16 protein-coding genes are annotated in these 15,073 nt (G+C 66.1%); 5 read left to right on the top strand and 11 right to left on the bottom strand.

The window, feature by feature from the left end:
• Window positions 1-460 precede the first annotated feature (460 nt).
• The 5 genes from ASD71_RS04555 to argB all read right to left on the bottom strand — a co-directional run bounded on the left by ASD71_RS04555 (window position 461) and on the right by argB (window position 5,636).
• Window positions 461-1,510: an Ldh family oxidoreductase gene (locus ASD71_RS04555; protein ID WP_056560311.1), complete on the bottom strand. Its 1,050-nt coding sequence runs from the start codon at window positions 1,508-1,510 to the stop codon at window positions 461-463.
• 9 nt (window positions 1,511-1,519) lie between these two features.
• Window positions 1,520-3,013 (bottom strand): DASS family sodium-coupled anion symporter, encoded by a 1,494-nt coding sequence (locus ASD71_RS04550; RefSeq protein WP_056560307.1) that lies wholly within the window; start codon window positions 3,011-3,013, stop codon window positions 1,520-1,522.
• 303 nt (window positions 3,014-3,316) lie between these two features.
• Window positions 3,317-3,892 (bottom strand): nucleoid occlusion factor SlmA, encoded by a 576-nt coding sequence (slmA, locus tag ASD71_RS04545; RefSeq protein WP_056560305.1) that lies wholly within the window; start codon window positions 3,890-3,892, stop codon window positions 3,317-3,319.
• A gap of 51 nt (window positions 3,893-3,943) precedes the next feature.
• On the bottom strand, window positions 3,944-4,690 hold the full coding sequence (locus ASD71_RS04540) for a pyrimidine 5'-nucleotidase (protein WP_056566402.1): 747 nt from the start codon (window positions 4,688-4,690) through the stop codon (window positions 3,944-3,946).
• Between the two features lie 43 nt (window positions 4,691-4,733).
• Window positions 4,734-5,636 (bottom strand): acetylglutamate kinase, encoded by a 903-nt coding sequence (gene argB / locus ASD71_RS04535; protein WP_013396740.1) that lies wholly within the window; start codon window positions 5,634-5,636, stop codon window positions 4,734-4,736.
• Window positions 5,637-5,909: 273 nt separating this feature from the next.
• Between argB and ASD71_RS04530 the strand changes: the two genes are divergently transcribed.
• Window positions 5,910-6,698, top strand: coding sequence for a MetQ/NlpA family ABC transporter substrate-binding protein (locus tag ASD71_RS04530; RefSeq protein ID WP_056560303.1), 789 nt, complete (start codon window positions 5,910-5,912; stop codon window positions 6,696-6,698).
• 296 nt (window positions 6,699-6,994) lie between these two features.
• On the opposite strand, the gene ASD71_RS04525 is transcribed toward ASD71_RS04530, so the two are convergent.
• The 4 genes from ASD71_RS04525 to ASD71_RS04510 form a co-directional block, all read right to left on the bottom strand.
• Window positions 6,995-7,489: a peroxiredoxin gene (locus ASD71_RS04525; protein ID WP_056560300.1), complete on the bottom strand. Its 495-nt coding sequence runs from the start codon at window positions 7,487-7,489 to the stop codon at window positions 6,995-6,997.
• Entirely contained in the window at window positions 7,486-8,232 is a 747-nt protein-coding gene (locus ASD71_RS04520; RefSeq protein WP_056560297.1) for a BON domain-containing protein, read from the bottom strand. The genes ASD71_RS04525 and ASD71_RS04520 overlap by 4 nt, the downstream gene beginning before the upstream one ends.
• Complete coding sequence (locus ASD71_RS04515; RefSeq protein ID WP_056560293.1) at window positions 8,229-8,822, bottom strand: phosphoheptose isomerase; 594 nt, start codon at window positions 8,820-8,822, stop codon at window positions 8,229-8,231. Before ASD71_RS04515 ends, ASD71_RS04520 begins: the two co-directional genes overlap by 4 nt.
• Window positions 8,823-8,906: 84 nt before the next feature.
• Window positions 8,907-9,386, bottom strand: a complete 480-nt coding sequence (locus ASD71_RS04510) for a YraN family protein (protein ID WP_056560290.1) — start codon at window positions 9,384-9,386, stop codon at window positions 8,907-8,909.
• Window positions 9,387-9,451: 65 nt separating this feature from the next.
• Between ASD71_RS04510 and rsmI the strand changes: the two genes are divergently transcribed.
• Window positions 9,452-10,387 (top strand): 16S rRNA (cytidine(1402)-2'-O)-methyltransferase, encoded by a 936-nt coding sequence (gene rsmI / locus ASD71_RS04505; protein WP_056560288.1) that lies wholly within the window; start codon window positions 9,452-9,454, stop codon window positions 10,385-10,387.
• Window positions 10,388-10,390: 3 nt separating this feature from the next.
• Entirely contained in the window at window positions 10,391-10,975 is a 585-nt protein-coding gene (locus ASD71_RS04500; RefSeq protein ID WP_056560285.1) for a methylated-DNA--[protein]-cysteine S-methyltransferase, read from the top strand.
• A 12-nt stretch (window positions 10,976-10,987) separates the two neighbouring features.
• Here the strand turns inward: ASD71_RS04500 and ASD71_RS04495 are convergent, their stop codons facing one another.
• A complete protein-coding gene (locus ASD71_RS04495) occupies window positions 10,988-11,953 on the bottom strand; it encodes a septal ring lytic transglycosylase RlpA family protein (RefSeq protein WP_056560282.1) in 966 nt (321 codons plus the stop codon).
• Window positions 11,950-12,822 (bottom strand): RNase adapter RapZ, encoded by an 873-nt coding sequence (rapZ, locus tag ASD71_RS04490; RefSeq protein ID WP_056566400.1) that lies wholly within the window; start codon window positions 12,820-12,822, stop codon window positions 11,950-11,952. The genes ASD71_RS04495 and rapZ overlap by 4 nt, the downstream gene beginning before the upstream one ends.
• Before the next feature lie 195 nt (window positions 12,823-13,017).
• Between rapZ and ASD71_RS04485 the strand changes: the two genes are divergently transcribed.
• Window positions 13,018-13,776: a c-type cytochrome gene (locus ASD71_RS04485; protein ID WP_156395078.1), complete on the top strand. Its 759-nt coding sequence runs from the start codon at window positions 13,018-13,020 to the stop codon at window positions 13,774-13,776.
• Window positions 13,777-13,788: 12 nt separating this feature from the next.
• Window positions 13,789-15,072: a cytochrome c gene (locus ASD71_RS04480; protein WP_056560279.1), complete on the top strand. Its 1,284-nt coding sequence runs from the start codon at window positions 13,789-13,791 to the stop codon at window positions 15,070-15,072.
• The last annotated feature ends 1 nt before the right edge of the window (window position 15,073 follow it).

Here is a 15,073-nt window from a genome sequence, read left to right as displayed (position 1 = left end):
GGTGTCTGACACCCTAGGGAGATGCGCTTGGCATGACGTGGATCGCACCAGGGTGTCAGACACCTGGAGCAGTCGCAGCCACACGCGAAGCGTCATCGYCACGACGCAAGACGCCGCGTAAGCCCCCGAAGGCCGCCCGCGCGGCCGGCCGGGGGCGGGCACCGCAAGATCTCTCTCTTTCCCCCACCGTGGGCAAGAACCTAAAGAACCCAACTCGCCCCCGCCGTCGGCAAAGCTGAAGCGACTGGAGTACGTCGTAGCGGGGGCTGGGGAGCGCGGGGCGTGTAGATGCGCCCGACGGAAACCGAAGGGAGCCGAAGGCGTACAAGGTTGAGGACGGGGCAGTCCGGAGCGAAGGCTCCGGACCGCAATCGTAGCCCCGCGCTCCCCAGCCCCCGCTACGGCGGGCGTCAAAAGAACGCGCATGAATGCCAGCCTAAATCCCGTCCCCGAAACTCCCTCACGGCAACGCTTCAGGCACCCCAAGCTCCACGGCCAACTTCGTCAACCCATCCCAGATTCGACTATCAAACTCCACCGAATCCGCATTGACCGCCCGATTCCGGGCCTCATACTCACCCGGATACTGCACCGATTCCACCCCAGGCTGCGGCTTGCACGCGTGCAGGTAGTCGATGAATGCGCCGACTTCCATCGACCGCCAATCAGTATTGAAGTCCACCTGCGGATCCAGCAGCAGCGCGAACATATTGTTTGTCGCCACGCCGATGCGCGGATGTTCGGGTTGGATGGTGCCGCCGCCGGACAGGACGCCCGCGAGCAGTTCGGCCACCAGGCCCAGTGCGTAGCCCTTGTGGCCGCCGAATGGCAACAATGCGCCAGGAGGATCGGTAAAGAGCGCGCCCGGGTCAGTAGTCGGGTTGCCGTCAGCGTCGATCAGCGACCCCGGCGGCGCCTGCTCACCCTTGGCCGCCAGCACGCGCGCCTTGTTCACCGCGATCGAACTGGTGGCCATGTCCACGATGAACGGCGGCCGGCCGCCGGGTAGGGGGCCGGCGAAGCACAGCGGATTCGTGGTCAGGCACGCCTGGGCGCCGCCGAACGGGGCGACGGTGGGCGAGCGGTTGATCACGTTGGTGAAAGCCAGCAGGATCAGTCCCTTGGCTGCCACCATCTCGCCGAAATGGCCCATGCGGCCAAGGTGATGGCTATGGCGCAGGGTCAGGATGCACTGGCCGTGTTCCTGCGTGCGCTCAATCGCCTTTTCGATGACGACCTTACCCACGTACTGGCCCAGTCCGTGGTGGCCGTCGTAGGCCAGCATTGCGCCGCGGTCGTTGAGGAGTTCGGGACGTCCGTCGGGTTGGGCCAGGCCCTCGGACAGCACGCGGCGGTAGTTCGTCAGGATGGACAGGCCGTGGCTCGTGTATCCCACGCGGTCCGATTCCACCAGATGTTCGGCGACATCACGCGCGATGTCTTCCGGAACGCCTTGTGCCATCAGCACCCGGCGGCCGTATTCGTTAGCTTGGGCAATCGTGATTTTCATGACGACTCCTTACAGCCAGCCCAGCCAGCGCCAGTAGGTCATGCCCATCAGCAGCATCAGCAGGTAGCCCACGATGGTCACGATGATGCCCACCTTGGCGAATTGCTTGGCGTTGAAGGTTTCGGTACCTAGGCACACCATGTTCTGCGGCGCGTTGATGGGCAGGATGAAGCCATAGCTGACCACGAAGCCCAGCAGCATCGTCATGCCCAGGCGGCTGAAGTCGCCCGGCAGCGTTGCCAGCACCGAGATCAGAATGGGCAGCATGGCCGAGGTCAGCGCGGTGGCGCTGGCAAAGCCCAGGTGGATCACGATCAGGAAGGCCGCCAGGATGGCGAAGATGGCGAGCGGGCCGAGGTGGTCCAGGCCGGTGTGATGCACCACCTGGTTGCCCAGCCACTGGCCGGCCTGCGTCGTGAGAAGCGCCGTGCCCAGGCTGATGCCCACGCCGAACACGATCACCGTGCCCCATGGGATGCGCGATTGCACGTCTTTCCACGTCATCACGCCAAAGCGCGGCAGCATCAGCAGCACCAGGCCGAAGTAGGTGGTCGAGGTGGTGTCGAACTTGTGCAGCTTGCCTTCGGTCGACCAGAACAGCAGCAGCATGACCGACACGGCCATCAGGCGCTTTTGCGCGCCGGTCATGGGACCTAGGTCGAGCAGCGATTTCTCGACGGCTTCCTTGCCGCCGGCGATGCTGTTGCTTTCAGGCGGCAGCAGCTTGAGCACGACGACGATCAGCACGGCCGACATGATGAGAGACCAAGGGGCGCCGGCGATCAGCCAGTCCGACCATGCCACGCGTTCGCCCAGCATCTTTTCCATGAAGCCGACCGTCAGCAGGTTCTGCGCGGCGGCGGTCTGGATGCCGACGTTCCAGATGCTGGTGGCCTGGGCCACGATGATCATGATGCCGGCCGCGATGTTCGAGCGCTTGTCCACGCCGAAGGCCGCGATCACGCCCATCATGATCGGAACCACGGCGGCGCTGCGCGCGGTGGCGCTGGGCACGACCAGGCTCAGCACGATCGTCACGGCGATACATCCGATGAGGATGCGGCGCGTGCTGGTGCCCACCTTGGACAGCGTCACCAGCGCGATGCGCCGGTCCAGTCCGGTGAATGTCATGGCGGCGGCAATGAACAAGGCGCCGGTGACGAGCGCCAGCGCCGAGTTCGCAAAGCCGGTCAGCGCCATGCTGATGGCGGCGGACGTGCCGTAGAGAACGTTGGGATCTTTGATGGTGGGCGCGGTGCCCAGGAGGAAAGCCATCAGCGTCGTGATCATGATGGCGCTGGCTTCGTACGAGACGGCTTCGGTGATCCAGACGACCACGGCAAACGCCAGGATTGCCAGCATGCGATGGCCTGCAACGGGCAGGTCTGCCGGCAAGGGCATCATTAAAACGCCGATCATCACGAGGATGCCGGCGATGAGCCCGATGGGAATCTTGGTTTTTTGGGGGGCTTGCGAGGCGGGGACAGCGGTTTCCGCAGCCATATCCTTCTCCAGTTGAGGTCAAACTGACGAAACACCGCCCGCGAGCACGGGGTAAATCAGTCCGGTGTTTCGACGCTACAGGATGATCGTGACGGCATTGTGGAAAACCCGTATTGATGAGCGTCAAGAAGGTGGAAAACAGCGCTTGTAGAAAACTCGTTCTGGGCATTATGCTCGTCGCCCCCATGGCGGGGCAAGCGTACGAGTGTTGCGTCGGCGCGAACCAATCGGGACACGATAAAGTTCGTTTTGCCCCTGCACACCACCGGGATTGTTCCGCGAAATGGCGCTAATGCCGGCGCGTCAACCCAGGGCCAGGCGTAGCTGTTCGTCCAGATGCAGCGTGGGCGTGACCCGCCATCCGCTCTGCGCGTAACGCAGCCAGCGGCCCAGCACCAGATGCGTGAGCAGGCTGGCATGCGCGGCGACGTTGGCTTCCTGCGGCAGGCCGCCGTCGGTGATGGCGATGCGCAGCGATTGCTTCAACGATGCCTCGATGCGGTCGTTGATGTGATTGATGCGTTCCTGTAGCCGGTTGTCTTCCGTGACCAGCGCATCGCCAGTCAGCACGCGCGTCATGCCCTTGTTGCGCTCCGAGAAGGTCAGCAGCATGGAGACCGTCTTGTGAGCCTGCGGCAATCCATAGGGCTCGGCGGTGGCGATCTGGTTCACCAGCGTGAAGATGCTGGTTTCAATGAACTCGATCAGCCCTTCGAACATCTGCGCCTTGCTCGCAAAGTGCCGGTAGAGGGCGGCTTCGGAGACTTCGAGGCGCGCGGCGAGGGCGGCCGTGGTGATGCGGGACGCGTGCGGCTGCTCCAGCATTTCGGCCAGAGTCTGCAGAATCTGGGTCTTGCGCTCGCCGGGTTTGCTCGCCATGGGAGGGACTGCTTCGCGCAGGATGACGGGTGGAGGGGATACTGCGTGCCGTCAGCCCCGCAGGGGGCGCCGGCGTAACAATAAATCACTGACGCAGTTTACCCGCAAGTCGACGTAGGCCGGGCGGTGCGAGCGTCCGCGGCCGAAGGGGGTGCCGGGGTGATACACGTGGACCGTCTTCAGGCCTGCCAGGCGGGCGCCCCGCAGGTTGGCCAGCGTGTCTTCCACCAGCACGGCGCGGTGGGCGGGCACGCCTTCGCGCGCCAGCACGTAGCGCAGCAGCGCCGCGGAGGGCTTGGGCCGGAACTCGCCGTGCAGCCGCATGTGCTCGATGGCCCACAGGCTGTCGAACTGGCGCAGGATACCCAGGTGCGACAGGACAGAGCGCGCATAGTGCAGCGGCGCGTTTGTCAGCAGCACCTTGCGCCCAGGCAGGCGGCGCAGCTTGTAGGCAAGCGCCTTTTCCGAGCGCAACAGCGGCGCGACGTCGAAGTCGTGGCTGCGATGCAGGAACTCGTGGGCGTCGACGCCGTGGTGGCGCACCATGCCGATCATGGTGGCGCCGTAACGCTTCCAGTATTGCGACCGCACGAGGTTGGCGGCGTCCACGTCCACGTTCAGCGCCTCGGCCACCGCCATCGTCATGCCGTGGTCGATCTTGGAGAAGATGGCGTGCGACGTGTCGTGGAGCGTGTTGTCCAGATCGAACAGCCACAGGCGCTCGGGCGCGCCTGTGGCAATCCCGCGGGAGCGGCGCATCCGCACTGCGGGCCGCAGCAATTGGCGTCGCACTTGCATCATGAGGCTTGCGCGGCGCGCCGTGCTGCGGGGGTGAGCTTCATCAGTGCGAGCTGATCATCGTGCCGACGCCCTGGTCGGTCAGGATTTCCAGAAGCAGGCAGTGCGGCACACGGCCGTCGACGATGTGCACCGAGTTCACGCCGTTCTTGGCGGCATCCAGCGCGGACGAGATCTTGGGCAGCATGCCGCCGGAGATCGTGCCGTCGGCGAAGAGCTCGTCGATGGTCTGGGCCGACAGGCTGCGCAGCAGCTTGCCGCCCTTGTCCAGCACGCCCGGGGTGTTGGTCAGCATGAGCAGCTTCTCGGCGCCCAGCACTTCGGCCATCTTGCCGGCGACGACGTCGGCGTTGATGTTGTAGGCCGTGCCGTCCTCGCCATAACCGATGGGCGAGATGACGGGGATGAACTGGTCGTCCTGCAGGGCCTTCACGACGGCCGGTTCCACCATCGTGATGTCGCCGACGAAGCCGATGTCGATGGGTTCGGACGGGTTGTCCTTGTTGGCCATCAGCTTTTTCTGGGCCTGGATCAGGCCACCGTCCTTGCCGGTCAGGCCCACGGCCTTGCCGCCGACCTCGTTGATCATCATGACGATGTCCTGCTGGACCTGGCCGCCAAGCACCCATTCAACGACTTCCATGGTCTCGGCGTCGGTGACGCGCATGCCCTGGATGAAGGTGCCTTGCTTGCCGATGCGGCGCAGGGCGTCATCGATCTGCGGACCACCACCGTGGACCACCACCGGGTTCAGACCCACCAGCTTGAGCAGCACGACATCGTGCGCGAAGCTGCGCTGCAATCGCTCTTCCGTCATGGCGTTGCCGCCGTACTTGACCACGATGGTCTTGCCGTGAAATCGTCGGATATACGGCAGAGCCTCGGACAGCACGGCGGCTTTGACGGCGGGAGACGAAACGGCAGCAGGGTCGGGGGTGTCGGTCATGGCAGCTAAGTCGGCAGATAAATAACAGAAAAGTTGATGGGCGTTAAAAAAATGCCTGCACAAGAACGCGGTTGGAACGCGGCTAGCGCAAGCATACGACGGATTGTAGTACCCACAGGTTTCTTATGCTGCAAACCTATGTCCATATGCCCGACAAATAACGGGCATTCAGGTAAATTGGGGGCGTTTTCACAACGGCACGCCTCGCAAAAGGGGGCCTGCCCGAACCTGCGGGACATCGATCCCCGATTTTCACCATAAAAGAGGCAAGACATGCGTTTGAACTTTGTCCGTTCCGCCCTGGCGGCGTCGGTCCTCCTGGTTGCCGCCAACGCGGCCCACGCCGAAAAGGTCGTCGTGGGCGCCACGCAGGTGCCGCATGCCGAGATCCTTGAAGTGGTCAAGCCCAAGCTGGCCAAGGAAGGCGTGGAGCTCGACATCAAGGTGTTCAGCGACTACGTGCAGCCCAACCTGCAACTGGCGGACAAGCAACTGGACGCCAACTTCTTCCAGCACAAGCCGTACCTGGAAAGCTTCAACAAGGACCGCAAGGCGACCCTCGTGCCGGTGGCCCTGGTCCACGTCGAGCCGTTCGGTGGCTACTCCAAGAAGATCAAGAGCCTGTCCGACCTGAAGGACGGCGCCACGGTCGCCATCCCCAATGACCCGTCCAACGGCGGCCGCGCGCTGGTGCTGCTGCAAAAGCAGGGCGTCATCAAGCTCAAGGATCCGGCCAACATCCTGGCGACCGCCGCCGATGTCGTCGAGAACCCCAAGAAGCTGAAGTTCCGTGAACTCGAAGCCGCCATGCTGCCGCGTGCGCTGGACGACGTGGATCTGGCGCTGATCAACACCAACTACGCGCTGGAAGCGGGTCTGGTGCCGACCAAGGACGCGCTGTTCATCGAAGGCGCCGACTCGCCGTACGCCAACGTGCTCGTGACCCGCAGCGACAACAAGGACGCGCCGGGAATCAAGAAGCTGGTCGACGCGCTGCACTCGCCGGAGGTCAAGACCTTCATTCAGGAAAAGTACAAGGGCGCGGTCGTTCCCGCGTTTTGATGTGCGGAGCGCGGGTGGTTTGAACTGCCCGAGCCCGGCAATCGCCATGCCCTAAGTGAAAAGCCGCCCGCATAAGCGGGCGGCTTTTTGCATGGAAAGGTGTCAAAGGCCCTTCCGGCATACCGAGGTGTCTGACACCCGCAGAACCGCATGTCACATGCTGACGACACGCTCACCCGGGTGTCTGACACTGACCCCGCAGTGCCCCGTCCCACGCGGGTGCCGGATCCCCGAACCGCCCAAAAAAATCGCCCGCAAGCGGCGGGCGATTCTTGGGGGCGCGCCGAGACGGCAGATCAGCCGGCGGCCAGGGCCTTTTCCACTGTGGCGTGGAACTCGGCCTTGTCGTATTCGCCCAGATAACGCTTGATGATGTGTCCCTCTTTGTCGATGAGGAACGCCGTGGGCGTCAGGCGGATGTCTCCGAAGGCGCGCGCGATCTCGCCTTTGGTGTCCAGCGCAACCGGGAACGGCAGCTTGCGCGTTTCGGCGAAGTTGAGCACGAAGTTGGGCGGGTCGTAGTTCATGGCGACCGCGATGGCTTCATACCCCTTGTCCGCGTACTCGTTGTAGGCGGAGATGGTGTCGGGCATCTGCTTCACGCACGTCACGCAGCTGGTCGCCCAGAATTTGACCAGCACGACCTTGCCGCGCAGGTCCTGCATGGAGAAGGTCTTGCCTTCGAGCGTGGTGAAAGTAACGTCGGGCGCGGTTTGGGCCGGGCGCATGGCAAACCAGGCGCCGATGCCGACCGCCACGAGAACTGCGAGGGCTACGATGGCTTTTTTCATTTGATGGGCATTGCCTCGACGCCGCTGCTCGTGCCGCCGGTGCCAGCCGCGTTGTCGGTGGCCGGACCGGTGCCGCTTTCGATGGGCGCCTTGCTTTCGGTGGTGGCAGGTTTGGAGCCGCTGCCAGACAGGCGGATGGCTTCTTCGCGGCTGATGGTTTCAAAGAGCTTGACCACCTTGGTCACGCCGCCGACGTCCGCAGTGGCATTGGCGGCGTAGTCGCCTTCGGCCTGGGTGACCTTGCCCATCAGGTAGACGACGCCGCGGTCGGTGGTGACCGCGATGGTGCCGGAGGGCACGTACTTGGTGTTCAGGAGCGCGGTCTTGACCTTGGAGGTCAGCCAGGTGTCGTTGGAGCGCTGGCCGAACGACGCGATAGGGCCGACGTTGAGCTGGTTGATGACCTGCTTCACGTTTTCGACGCTTTGCGCGATGGCGGTGGCTTGGCTCTTGGCTTCTTCCGAGGGCACGTCGCCCGTCAGCAGCAGGTGGCCGCCGTAGGCCATGGCATTGACGCGCGCGGCGTCGCCCAGCTTTTGAGCGATCTGGCTCTGCGCCTTGAAGGCCATGTTCTGGTCTTCGAGCTGGACGCCGGACGTGCGGCGGTCGGTGACCACGACCGCCGTGGTGGCGGCGGCGCCGCCCACGATCAAGGGCGCGCAGGCCGTCAGCGAAAGCGCCGCGGTGGATAGCGCGGCGGCAAGCATCAGCGGGCGGACTGCGGGTCTGGCGTCAAGAATCATTCGGTGTCTCCAAGCAGAAGAGCGTCGATGCCGTCACACAGCGCGTGCAGCAGCAGAATATGGACTTCCTGGATGCGCATGGTGCGATCGCTGGGAACACATAGATGGACGTCCATCGGGGTAATGAGTTCCCCCATGACGCCGCCGCCCTTGCCGGTCAAGGCAAGTACGTGCATCTCGCGCGCGCTGGCGGCTTCCATGGCGCGGACCACGTTGGGCGAATTGCCGCTGGTCGAGATGGCCACGAGCACGTCGCCGGCCTGCCCGAAGGCGTTGACCTGCCGTTCGTAGACTTCGTCAAAGCCGTAGTCGTTGCCGACCGCCGTGAGGATCGAGGTGTCGGTGTTGAGCGCAATGCCCGCGAGCGGCAGGCGTTCGCGTTCGAAGCGGCCCACCAGTTCCGCGATGAAATGCTGCGCGTCGGCAGCCGATCCGCCATTGCCGCAAGCCAGAATCTTGCCGTTGTTCGCCAGGGCGCCGAACAGCACGTCCACGGCCACCGCCAGGGGTTCGGCCAGGACGTTCATGCTTTGTTCGTGAGCGGCCATGGCATCGCGAAAGTGCGACGTCATGCGAGAGGTCATATCCATGGGCGCGATTATCTCACGGGCCGGGCTGCGGTTCTGTCCTTGCGCAACGAGGGCGGGGGCGGGCGCCGGGCAAGGCCTGCCGCATCACGGCAGCCAGAATGCGCCGCGCAGCCAGGCCGGGTCGCCGCCGTCGAAAACCACGGCGTCGAAGCGGGCGGGCGGGGCCGAGCCGCCCCAGTGCCGGCGGGCGAGTTCGGGCAGCCAATACGCCGCCGCCCGGGCAAGCCGCGTCTGCTTTTCGCGGCCGATGCTGGCGGCGGCGCCGCCGAAGCGGATGCTTGCGCGCGCCCGGACCTCGACGAAGACGAGCGTGTCGCCGTCGCGCATGACCAGGTCGATTTCACCGGCGCGGCAGGCCAGGTTGCGCGCCAGCAGCGTCAGGCCCCGCGCCGCCAGCAGGCGCAGCGCAGCTGCTTCATGGTGATCGCCCCGACGCTGGGCGGGGGAGCGGCGCGGGGGCGGACGGTCGGCAGGCAGGCGCCCCGCGCGGCGCTTGCGTTTTGCGGCGCGGCGGCGGGCGGCCAGGGCAAGTTCGCAGGCCAGGCGCAGGGTGTCGTCCGTCATGGGAATCCAAAAGCAGCGTGCATAGGCGGCTACACTGACATGGTTTTCCGTGTCAGCAGGCAGCAATGAATCAAAACGTCTCACCCCCCACTGCCGGCGATGCCTGGTCCCGCGTGTCGGAACGTGTGGCCGGCCAGCATTGGCCAGCCTCGACGTTGTATGTCGTGGCCACGCCCATCGGCAATCTGGGCGACTTGGGCCTGCGCGCCTGGCACGCCCTGCAGCGGGCTGACGTGATCGCTGCCGAGGACACGCGCGCCAGCCGCACGCTGCTCGATGCGTGGGGTGTCGGCACGCCGCTCATGGCGGCGCATCGCCACAACGAGGCCGCCGCGGCGCAGGCCATTTGCGAGCGCCTGGCGCAAGGCCAGCGCGTGGCCTTGGTGTCCGATGCCGGCGCGCCCGCGGTCAGCGACCCCGGCGCCCGTGTGGTCCGGGCCGTGCGCGCCGCCGGCTTTGCCGTCGTGCCGGTACCCGGCCCCAGCGCCGTGATCGCCGCCCTGATGGGGAGCGGCGTCACCACGGACGAGAACCCCGCCTACGCCTTCGCGGGCTTTGCCCCGCCCAAGGCGGTGGCCCGGCAGCGTTGGCTGCGCCAGTGGTGCGCGTTGCCCGCGCCGGTCGTGATGTTCGAATCGCCCCACCGCCTGGCGGCCACGTTTGCCGACCTGCTCGAGGTCTGTGGCCCGGAACGCGAACTGACCGTCGCGCGCGAGCTGACCAAACGCTTCGAAGAGATCGGCACCGTCAAGCTGGGCGAGGCTGCGGCATGGCTGGCCGCCGATGCGCATCGCGAACAGGGCGAGTTCGTGCTGATCGTCCATGCCGAGGCGGACGCGCCCGAGACCGGCGATGTCGATCCCGCCCACGACGTCCTGCTGGACGCCTTGCTGGAATCGCTGTCCGTGCGCGACGCCGCGCGCGTTGCGGCCAAGGTCACCGGCCAGCCGCGCGACGTGCTCTACAACCGGGCCCTGACCCGCAAGAAGGCGCAGGAGTAAGCCATGGTGTATTCGACTGTCGTGTCCAACAAGCCCGCCGACCCGCAAGAGCGGTTGACCTACCGCGACATGCCCACCCCGCTGGGAGATCTGCGCCTGGTGGCCAGCCCGAAGGGATTGCGCGGCGCGTGGTTCACCGATCAGGCGCTGTTGCCGTTGCCGGATGGATGGACGCTGACCGACAGCGATCCGTTCCTGGAACAGGCGCGGCGCGAGCTGGAAGAATGGTTTTCCGGCGAGCGCCGCGGGTTCGACGTAACGCTCGACCCGGTCGGCACCACGTTCCAGCACGAGGTCTGGCATGCGCTATGTGCGCTGGAATTCGGCACGCTGACCAGCTATGGCGAACTGGCCCGCACGGTGAACCGGCCCAAGGGCGCGCAGGCGGTGGGCGGCGCGGTGGGCCGCAATCCCATCAGCATCATCATTCCGTGCCATCGCGTGATCGGCGCGGACACTTCGCTGACGGGATTCGGCGGCGGATTGCCGCGCAAGCAGGCGCTGCTGGCGCATGAAGGCAACCGTTACCTCAGCCGCAGCGCGCACGCGCGCCGCGTGTGCGACGGGCAGGCGGAGCTGCCCTGGTAGCCGTCTTGCCGCTTACTGCGACGCGATCGTCGGCAGGATGCCGATGCGGTCAGAAACCATCGGCACGGCATTCAGCGCGCTTTGGCGATCGGGATACGGGCCGATCCGCACGCGGTACAGATTGTTGGCCTGTTCCACCGACGCCGGCGGCGCGCCTTCGGCGCCGAGCTGCGTGTTGATGCGGCTGACCAGCGATTGCGCATTGCCGGGCTGGCTGAACGCGCCCACCTGCAGGTAGATGCTGCCTGTACCCGTACCGGCGCCGGCCGCCGGCCGCATCGGAGCGGGGCTGGGTGAAGCCGGCGCGAGGGGTTCCGGGGCCAGCGCCACGGGGGTGGACGCCACCGGCGCCATCACTGGCGTGGAGCCCGTGGCGGATTCGGGTTCTGGCGCAGAGGCCGCGGGCGCGCCTTGCGAGGCCAGGCGCCGGATCTCTTCGGCCTGGATGGCTTCCACGACCACTTGCCCGCTGCCCGGGCCGATGATGCCCAGCTTGTAGGCCGCGACGTAGGACAGGTCCATGATGCGGTCGCTGTGGAAGGGGCCGCGGTCGTTCACTCGCACGATGATCGTCTTGCCGTTGACCATGCTGGTCACCCGCGCGTAGCTGGGGATCGGCAGCGTGGTGTGCGCGGCCGTCATGGCGTACATGTCGTAGGTCTCGCCGATCGACGTGGAGTTGCCGTGGAATTTCTTGCCGTACCACGAGGCGATGCCGCGCTTCTTGTAGGCCTGGCCGCTGGTGTCCGGCACATAGCGCTGGCCGAACACGACGTAGGGCCGGTTCGCGCCGCTGGCGTAGGGTTCCAGCTTGGGCACCGCGTCGGGGATCTGATCCAGGTTGGACGGCGGATTGGCGTCCGGCCCGTCGTCCTTGTAATAGCCGCCCTTTTTGCGTCCGCCGGTGGAGGAACAGCCTGCCACCGCGATCGCGAGCAGCAGCACAAAGAGGAAATGCAGGGGGCGGGAACTCGTCATGCGGTTTCGTCGGGCAGTTGGGTGCGGTGGCGCACCAGCAGCGGGTCGTGGTCGGCAAAGCGCAGCGCCAGTTGCTCCACGACATACACCGAGCGGTGCTGGCCGCCGGTGCAGCCGATGGCCACGGTCAGGTAGTTGCGGGTGTCCTGCGTGTACAGCGGCAGCCAGCGCTTCAGGAAGCCTGCGATGTCGTCAATCATCAGGCCGACCTGCTCGTACCCGGCGAGCCACGTGGCCACGGGTTCGTCGCGGCCCGTCAGCGGACGCAGGTTGCGGTCGTAATGGGGGTTGGGCAGGCAGCGCACGTCGAACACCAGGTCCGCGTCGCCCGGCACGCCGCGCTTGTAGGCAAACGATTCGAACGTCAGCACCAGCGGCGCGCGGTCTGCCTTGATGAGATCGCGGATCCAGGCGCGAAGCTGGCCGGGCGTCAGCTCTGACGTATCGATGACGTGTTCCTGCTCGCGCAGCGGCGCCAGCAGCTCTCTTTCCAGCGCAATGCATTCGGTCAGCGACGGCGCCGTGCCGCCGCGTTGCAGGCGGTCGGTCAGCGGATGGCGGCGGCGCGATTCGGAGTAGCGCTGCACCAGCGTGGCCGTGTTGGCATCCAGGAAGACGACCCGCAGACTCGTGCCCATGGCGCGCAGCGCGGTGACCACGTCGGGCAGTTCGGCGAGTTCCCCCGGCGAGCGCACGTCGATGGCGACGGCGACGCGTTCCATGCCGTCATCGCGCGCCTGCGCAATGAATTCGGTCAGGAAGCGGACGGGAAGATTGTCGACACAGGTGTAGCTTGCGTCCTCGAGCATACGCAGCGCGACGGATTTGCCGGAGCCGGAAATGCCGGTGACGAGGACGACTTTCAACATGGACATGATTGTGGCACGCTTTTCCAGGACGATGCCGGCGGGATAGCATCTGATATGGCCATAAACTCAGGATCTGCGCCTGTTCCCTGCTGCACGCCCTGACGTAAGCTTGGGGCCGCAGACGCCGCAGTTCCATCGCAGTTCCACTTTTACGCGCCCCGCCGTCACGATTCGGGGTGTGGGAATTTGACCTAGATGTTAGCCCTCATTTCCTCTTGTAGTGTTTCACTGCCGCGGTTTTGGGCCTTCCGCAGCGCCTTTGCCGCTGCGGCTGTTGTGTTTATGTCCGCGCCGTCGCTGGCGCAGCAGGCGGCGCCGCCGACCCTGCAGCCGGACACCATGGCGGCCCGTGTTGCGGCCTGTACGGCGTGTCACGGCGCGCAGGGCAGGGCGGGCGCCGACGGCTACTATCCGCGGCTGGCCGGCAAGCCGCAGGATTATCTCTATCATCAGCTTCTGAACTTTCGCGACGGGCGTCGGCAGTACCGGCCCATGACGCACCTGCTGGCTGGGTTGCCCGACGACTACCTGCGCGACATGGCCGCGTACTTTTCTGAGCAGCATGTGCCGTATCCGGCGCCCGTTCGCGCGGACGTGTCCGCCGCCACGCTGGAGGCCGGACGCAAGCTTGCCAAGGAGGGCGATGCGGCGCGCGGTCTGCCGGCCTGTGCATCCTGTCACGGCGCGGCCCTCTCCGGCATGCTGCCCGCCATCCCGGGCCTGCTGGGCCTGCCGCGCGACTACATCGGCGCGCAGATCGGCGGCTGGAAGAACGGCCTGCGCCGCGCCGCCGCGCCGGACTGCATGGCCGACATCTCCCACAAGCTCACCCCTTCGGACATCGGCGCCCTGACGGCGTGGCTGTCGTCACAGCCCGTGGTCGAGCCCTACGTGCCCGACGCCGCGAACTCGGTCCGGCTGCCCGCGGAATGCGGCAGCCAGGCGCAACGCTGAACGGGGCCGCGAATGACGCTGATGAAAAGAATCCTGGTTGTTCTGCTGCTGGTGGTCGTGGTGGCCGCCGGCGGGTTGTATTGGCTGGGCACGCGCGACGATGCCAGCACCGGCCCCGCCGCGGCGGCGGCCGAGGGCGCCGCGCAGATCGAGCGCGGCCGCTACCTGGCGCTGGCCGGCAACTGCATGGCCTGCCATACCAGCCGGGGCGGCAAGGCGTTTGCCGGCGGCACGCCCGTTCCCACGCCGTTCGGCACGGTCTACGGCCCGAACATCACGCCCGACCCGGATACCGGCATCGGTGCGTGGACGGCCGACGACTTCTGGCAGGCGCTGCACAACGGCAAATCGAAGGACGGCACGCTGCTGTATCCGGCGTTTCCGTACACCGAATACACGCGTGTCACGCGCAGCGATTCCGACGCGCTGTATGCCTATCTGCGCAGCATTTCGCCCGTCAAGCAGGCCAACCGTCCGCCCGAGATGGAATTCCCGTATGACCAGCGGATACTGCTGGCGGCGTGGCGCGCGCTGTATTTCAAGCCGGGTGTGCAAGATGCGGACCCCGGCCAGTCTGTCCAGTGGAATCGCGGCCGCTATCTGGTCGAAGGGCTGGGTCATTGCGCGGCCTGCCATACGCCACGCAACAGCCTGGGCGCGACGCGCGCGGGCGATGCGCTGGCCGGCGGCGTGATTCCCGTGCTGGACTGGTACGCGCCGCCGCTCACGAACGACACGCAGACCGGCATGGGACGCTGGACCGCGCAGGATATTGCCACGCTGCTCAAGACCGGCATTGCCGCGCATTCGACGGTCAGCGGGCCGATGGCGGAAGTCGTGCTGGGCAGCACGCAGCACCTGACCGACGACGACGCGCTGGCCATCGGCGTCTATCTGAAATCGCTGCCCGCCACGCCGCCCGCGACGGACGCGCGTGCGGCTGCCCCTGCGCCCGCGGCCATGGAACTGGGCGGCAAGCTGTACAGCCAGCAATGCGCGCAATGCCATCAGGCCGACGGCAAGGGTAGCGGCACCGCGTGGCCCGCGCTCGCCGGCAATCCGTCGGTGACCGCGCCGTCGTCCGTCAACGCCATCCGCATGGTGCTGGACGGCGGGTATGCGCCCGCCACAGCCGCGAACCCGCGTCCCCACGGCATGCCGCCGTTCGGCCAGGTGCTCAACGACAACGACATTGCGATGCTCGTGACATACATCCGCAATAGCTGGGGCAACGAGGCGGGCGGGACGAGCGCGCTGGAGGTCAAACGCGCGCGGGCGTCGTCAACGTTGAATTAGC

The organism is Achromobacter sp. Root565 (genome assembly GCF_001427425.1).
GTDB classification, from domain to species: domain Bacteria; phylum Pseudomonadota; class Gammaproteobacteria; order Burkholderiales; family Burkholderiaceae_B; genus Achromobacter; species Achromobacter spanius_D.
Note: the sequence above shows the minus strand (reverse complement) of the source record. Positions and strands in the feature narration are given on the sequence as shown.

Bases quoted from the DNA above. Each gene is read 5' to 3' on its own strand.
- ASD71_RS04520 (WP_056560297.1), bottom strand. From the start codon at position 8,232: ATGATTCTTGACGCCAGACCCGCAGTCCGCCCGCTGATGCTTGCCGCC.
- ASD71_RS04515 (WP_056560293.1), bottom strand. From the start codon at position 8,822: ATGGATATGACCTCTCGCATGACGTCGCACTTTCGCGATGCCATGGCC.
- ASD71_RS04550 (WP_056560307.1), bottom strand. From the start codon at position 3,013: ATGGCTGCGGAAACCGCTGTCCCCGCCTCGCAAGCCCCCCAAAAAACC.
- ASD71_RS04500 (WP_056560285.1), top strand. From the start codon at position 10,391: ATGGTGTATTCGACTGTCGTGTCCAACAAGCCCGCCGACCCGCAAGAG.
- ASD71_RS04510 (WP_056560290.1), bottom strand. From the start codon at position 9,386: ATGACGGACGACACCCTGCGCCTGGCCTGCGAACTTGCCCTGGCCGCC.
- ASD71_RS04485 (WP_156395078.1), top strand. From the start codon at position 13,018: ATGTTAGCCCTCATTTCCTCTTGTAGTGTTTCACTGCCGCGGTTTTGG.
- rapZ (WP_056566400.1), bottom strand. From the start codon at position 12,822: ATGTTGAAAGTCGTCCTCGTCACCGGCATTTCCGGCTCCGGCAAATCC.
- ASD71_RS04495 (WP_056560282.1), bottom strand. From the start codon at position 11,953: ATGACGAGTTCCCGCCCCCTGCATTTCCTCTTTGTGCTGCTGCTCGCG.
- ASD71_RS04480 (WP_056560279.1), top strand. From the start codon at position 13,789: ATGACGCTGATGAAAAGAATCCTGGTTGTTCTGCTGCTGGTGGTCGTG.
- ASD71_RS04530 (WP_056560303.1), top strand. From the start codon at position 5,910: ATGCGTTTGAACTTTGTCCGTTCCGCCCTGGCGGCGTCGGTCCTCCTG.
- argB (WP_013396740.1), bottom strand. From the start codon at position 5,636: ATGACCGACACCCCCGACCCTGCTGCCGTTTCGTCTCCCGCCGTCAAA.
- ASD71_RS04555 (WP_056560311.1), bottom strand. From the start codon at position 1,510: ATGAAAATCACGATTGCCCAAGCTAACGAATACGGCCGCCGGGTGCTG.
- ASD71_RS04540 (WP_056566402.1), bottom strand. From the start codon at position 4,690: ATGCAAGTGCGACGCCAATTGCTGCGGCCCGCAGTGCGGATGCGCCGC.
- rsmI (WP_056560288.1), top strand. From the start codon at position 9,452: ATGAATCAAAACGTCTCACCCCCCACTGCCGGCGATGCCTGGTCCCGC.
- ASD71_RS04525 (WP_056560300.1), bottom strand. From the start codon at position 7,489: ATGAAAAAAGCCATCGTAGCCCTCGCAGTTCTCGTGGCGGTCGGCATC.
- slmA (WP_056560305.1), bottom strand. From the start codon at position 3,892: ATGGCGAGCAAACCCGGCGAGCGCAAGACCCAGATTCTGCAGACTCTG.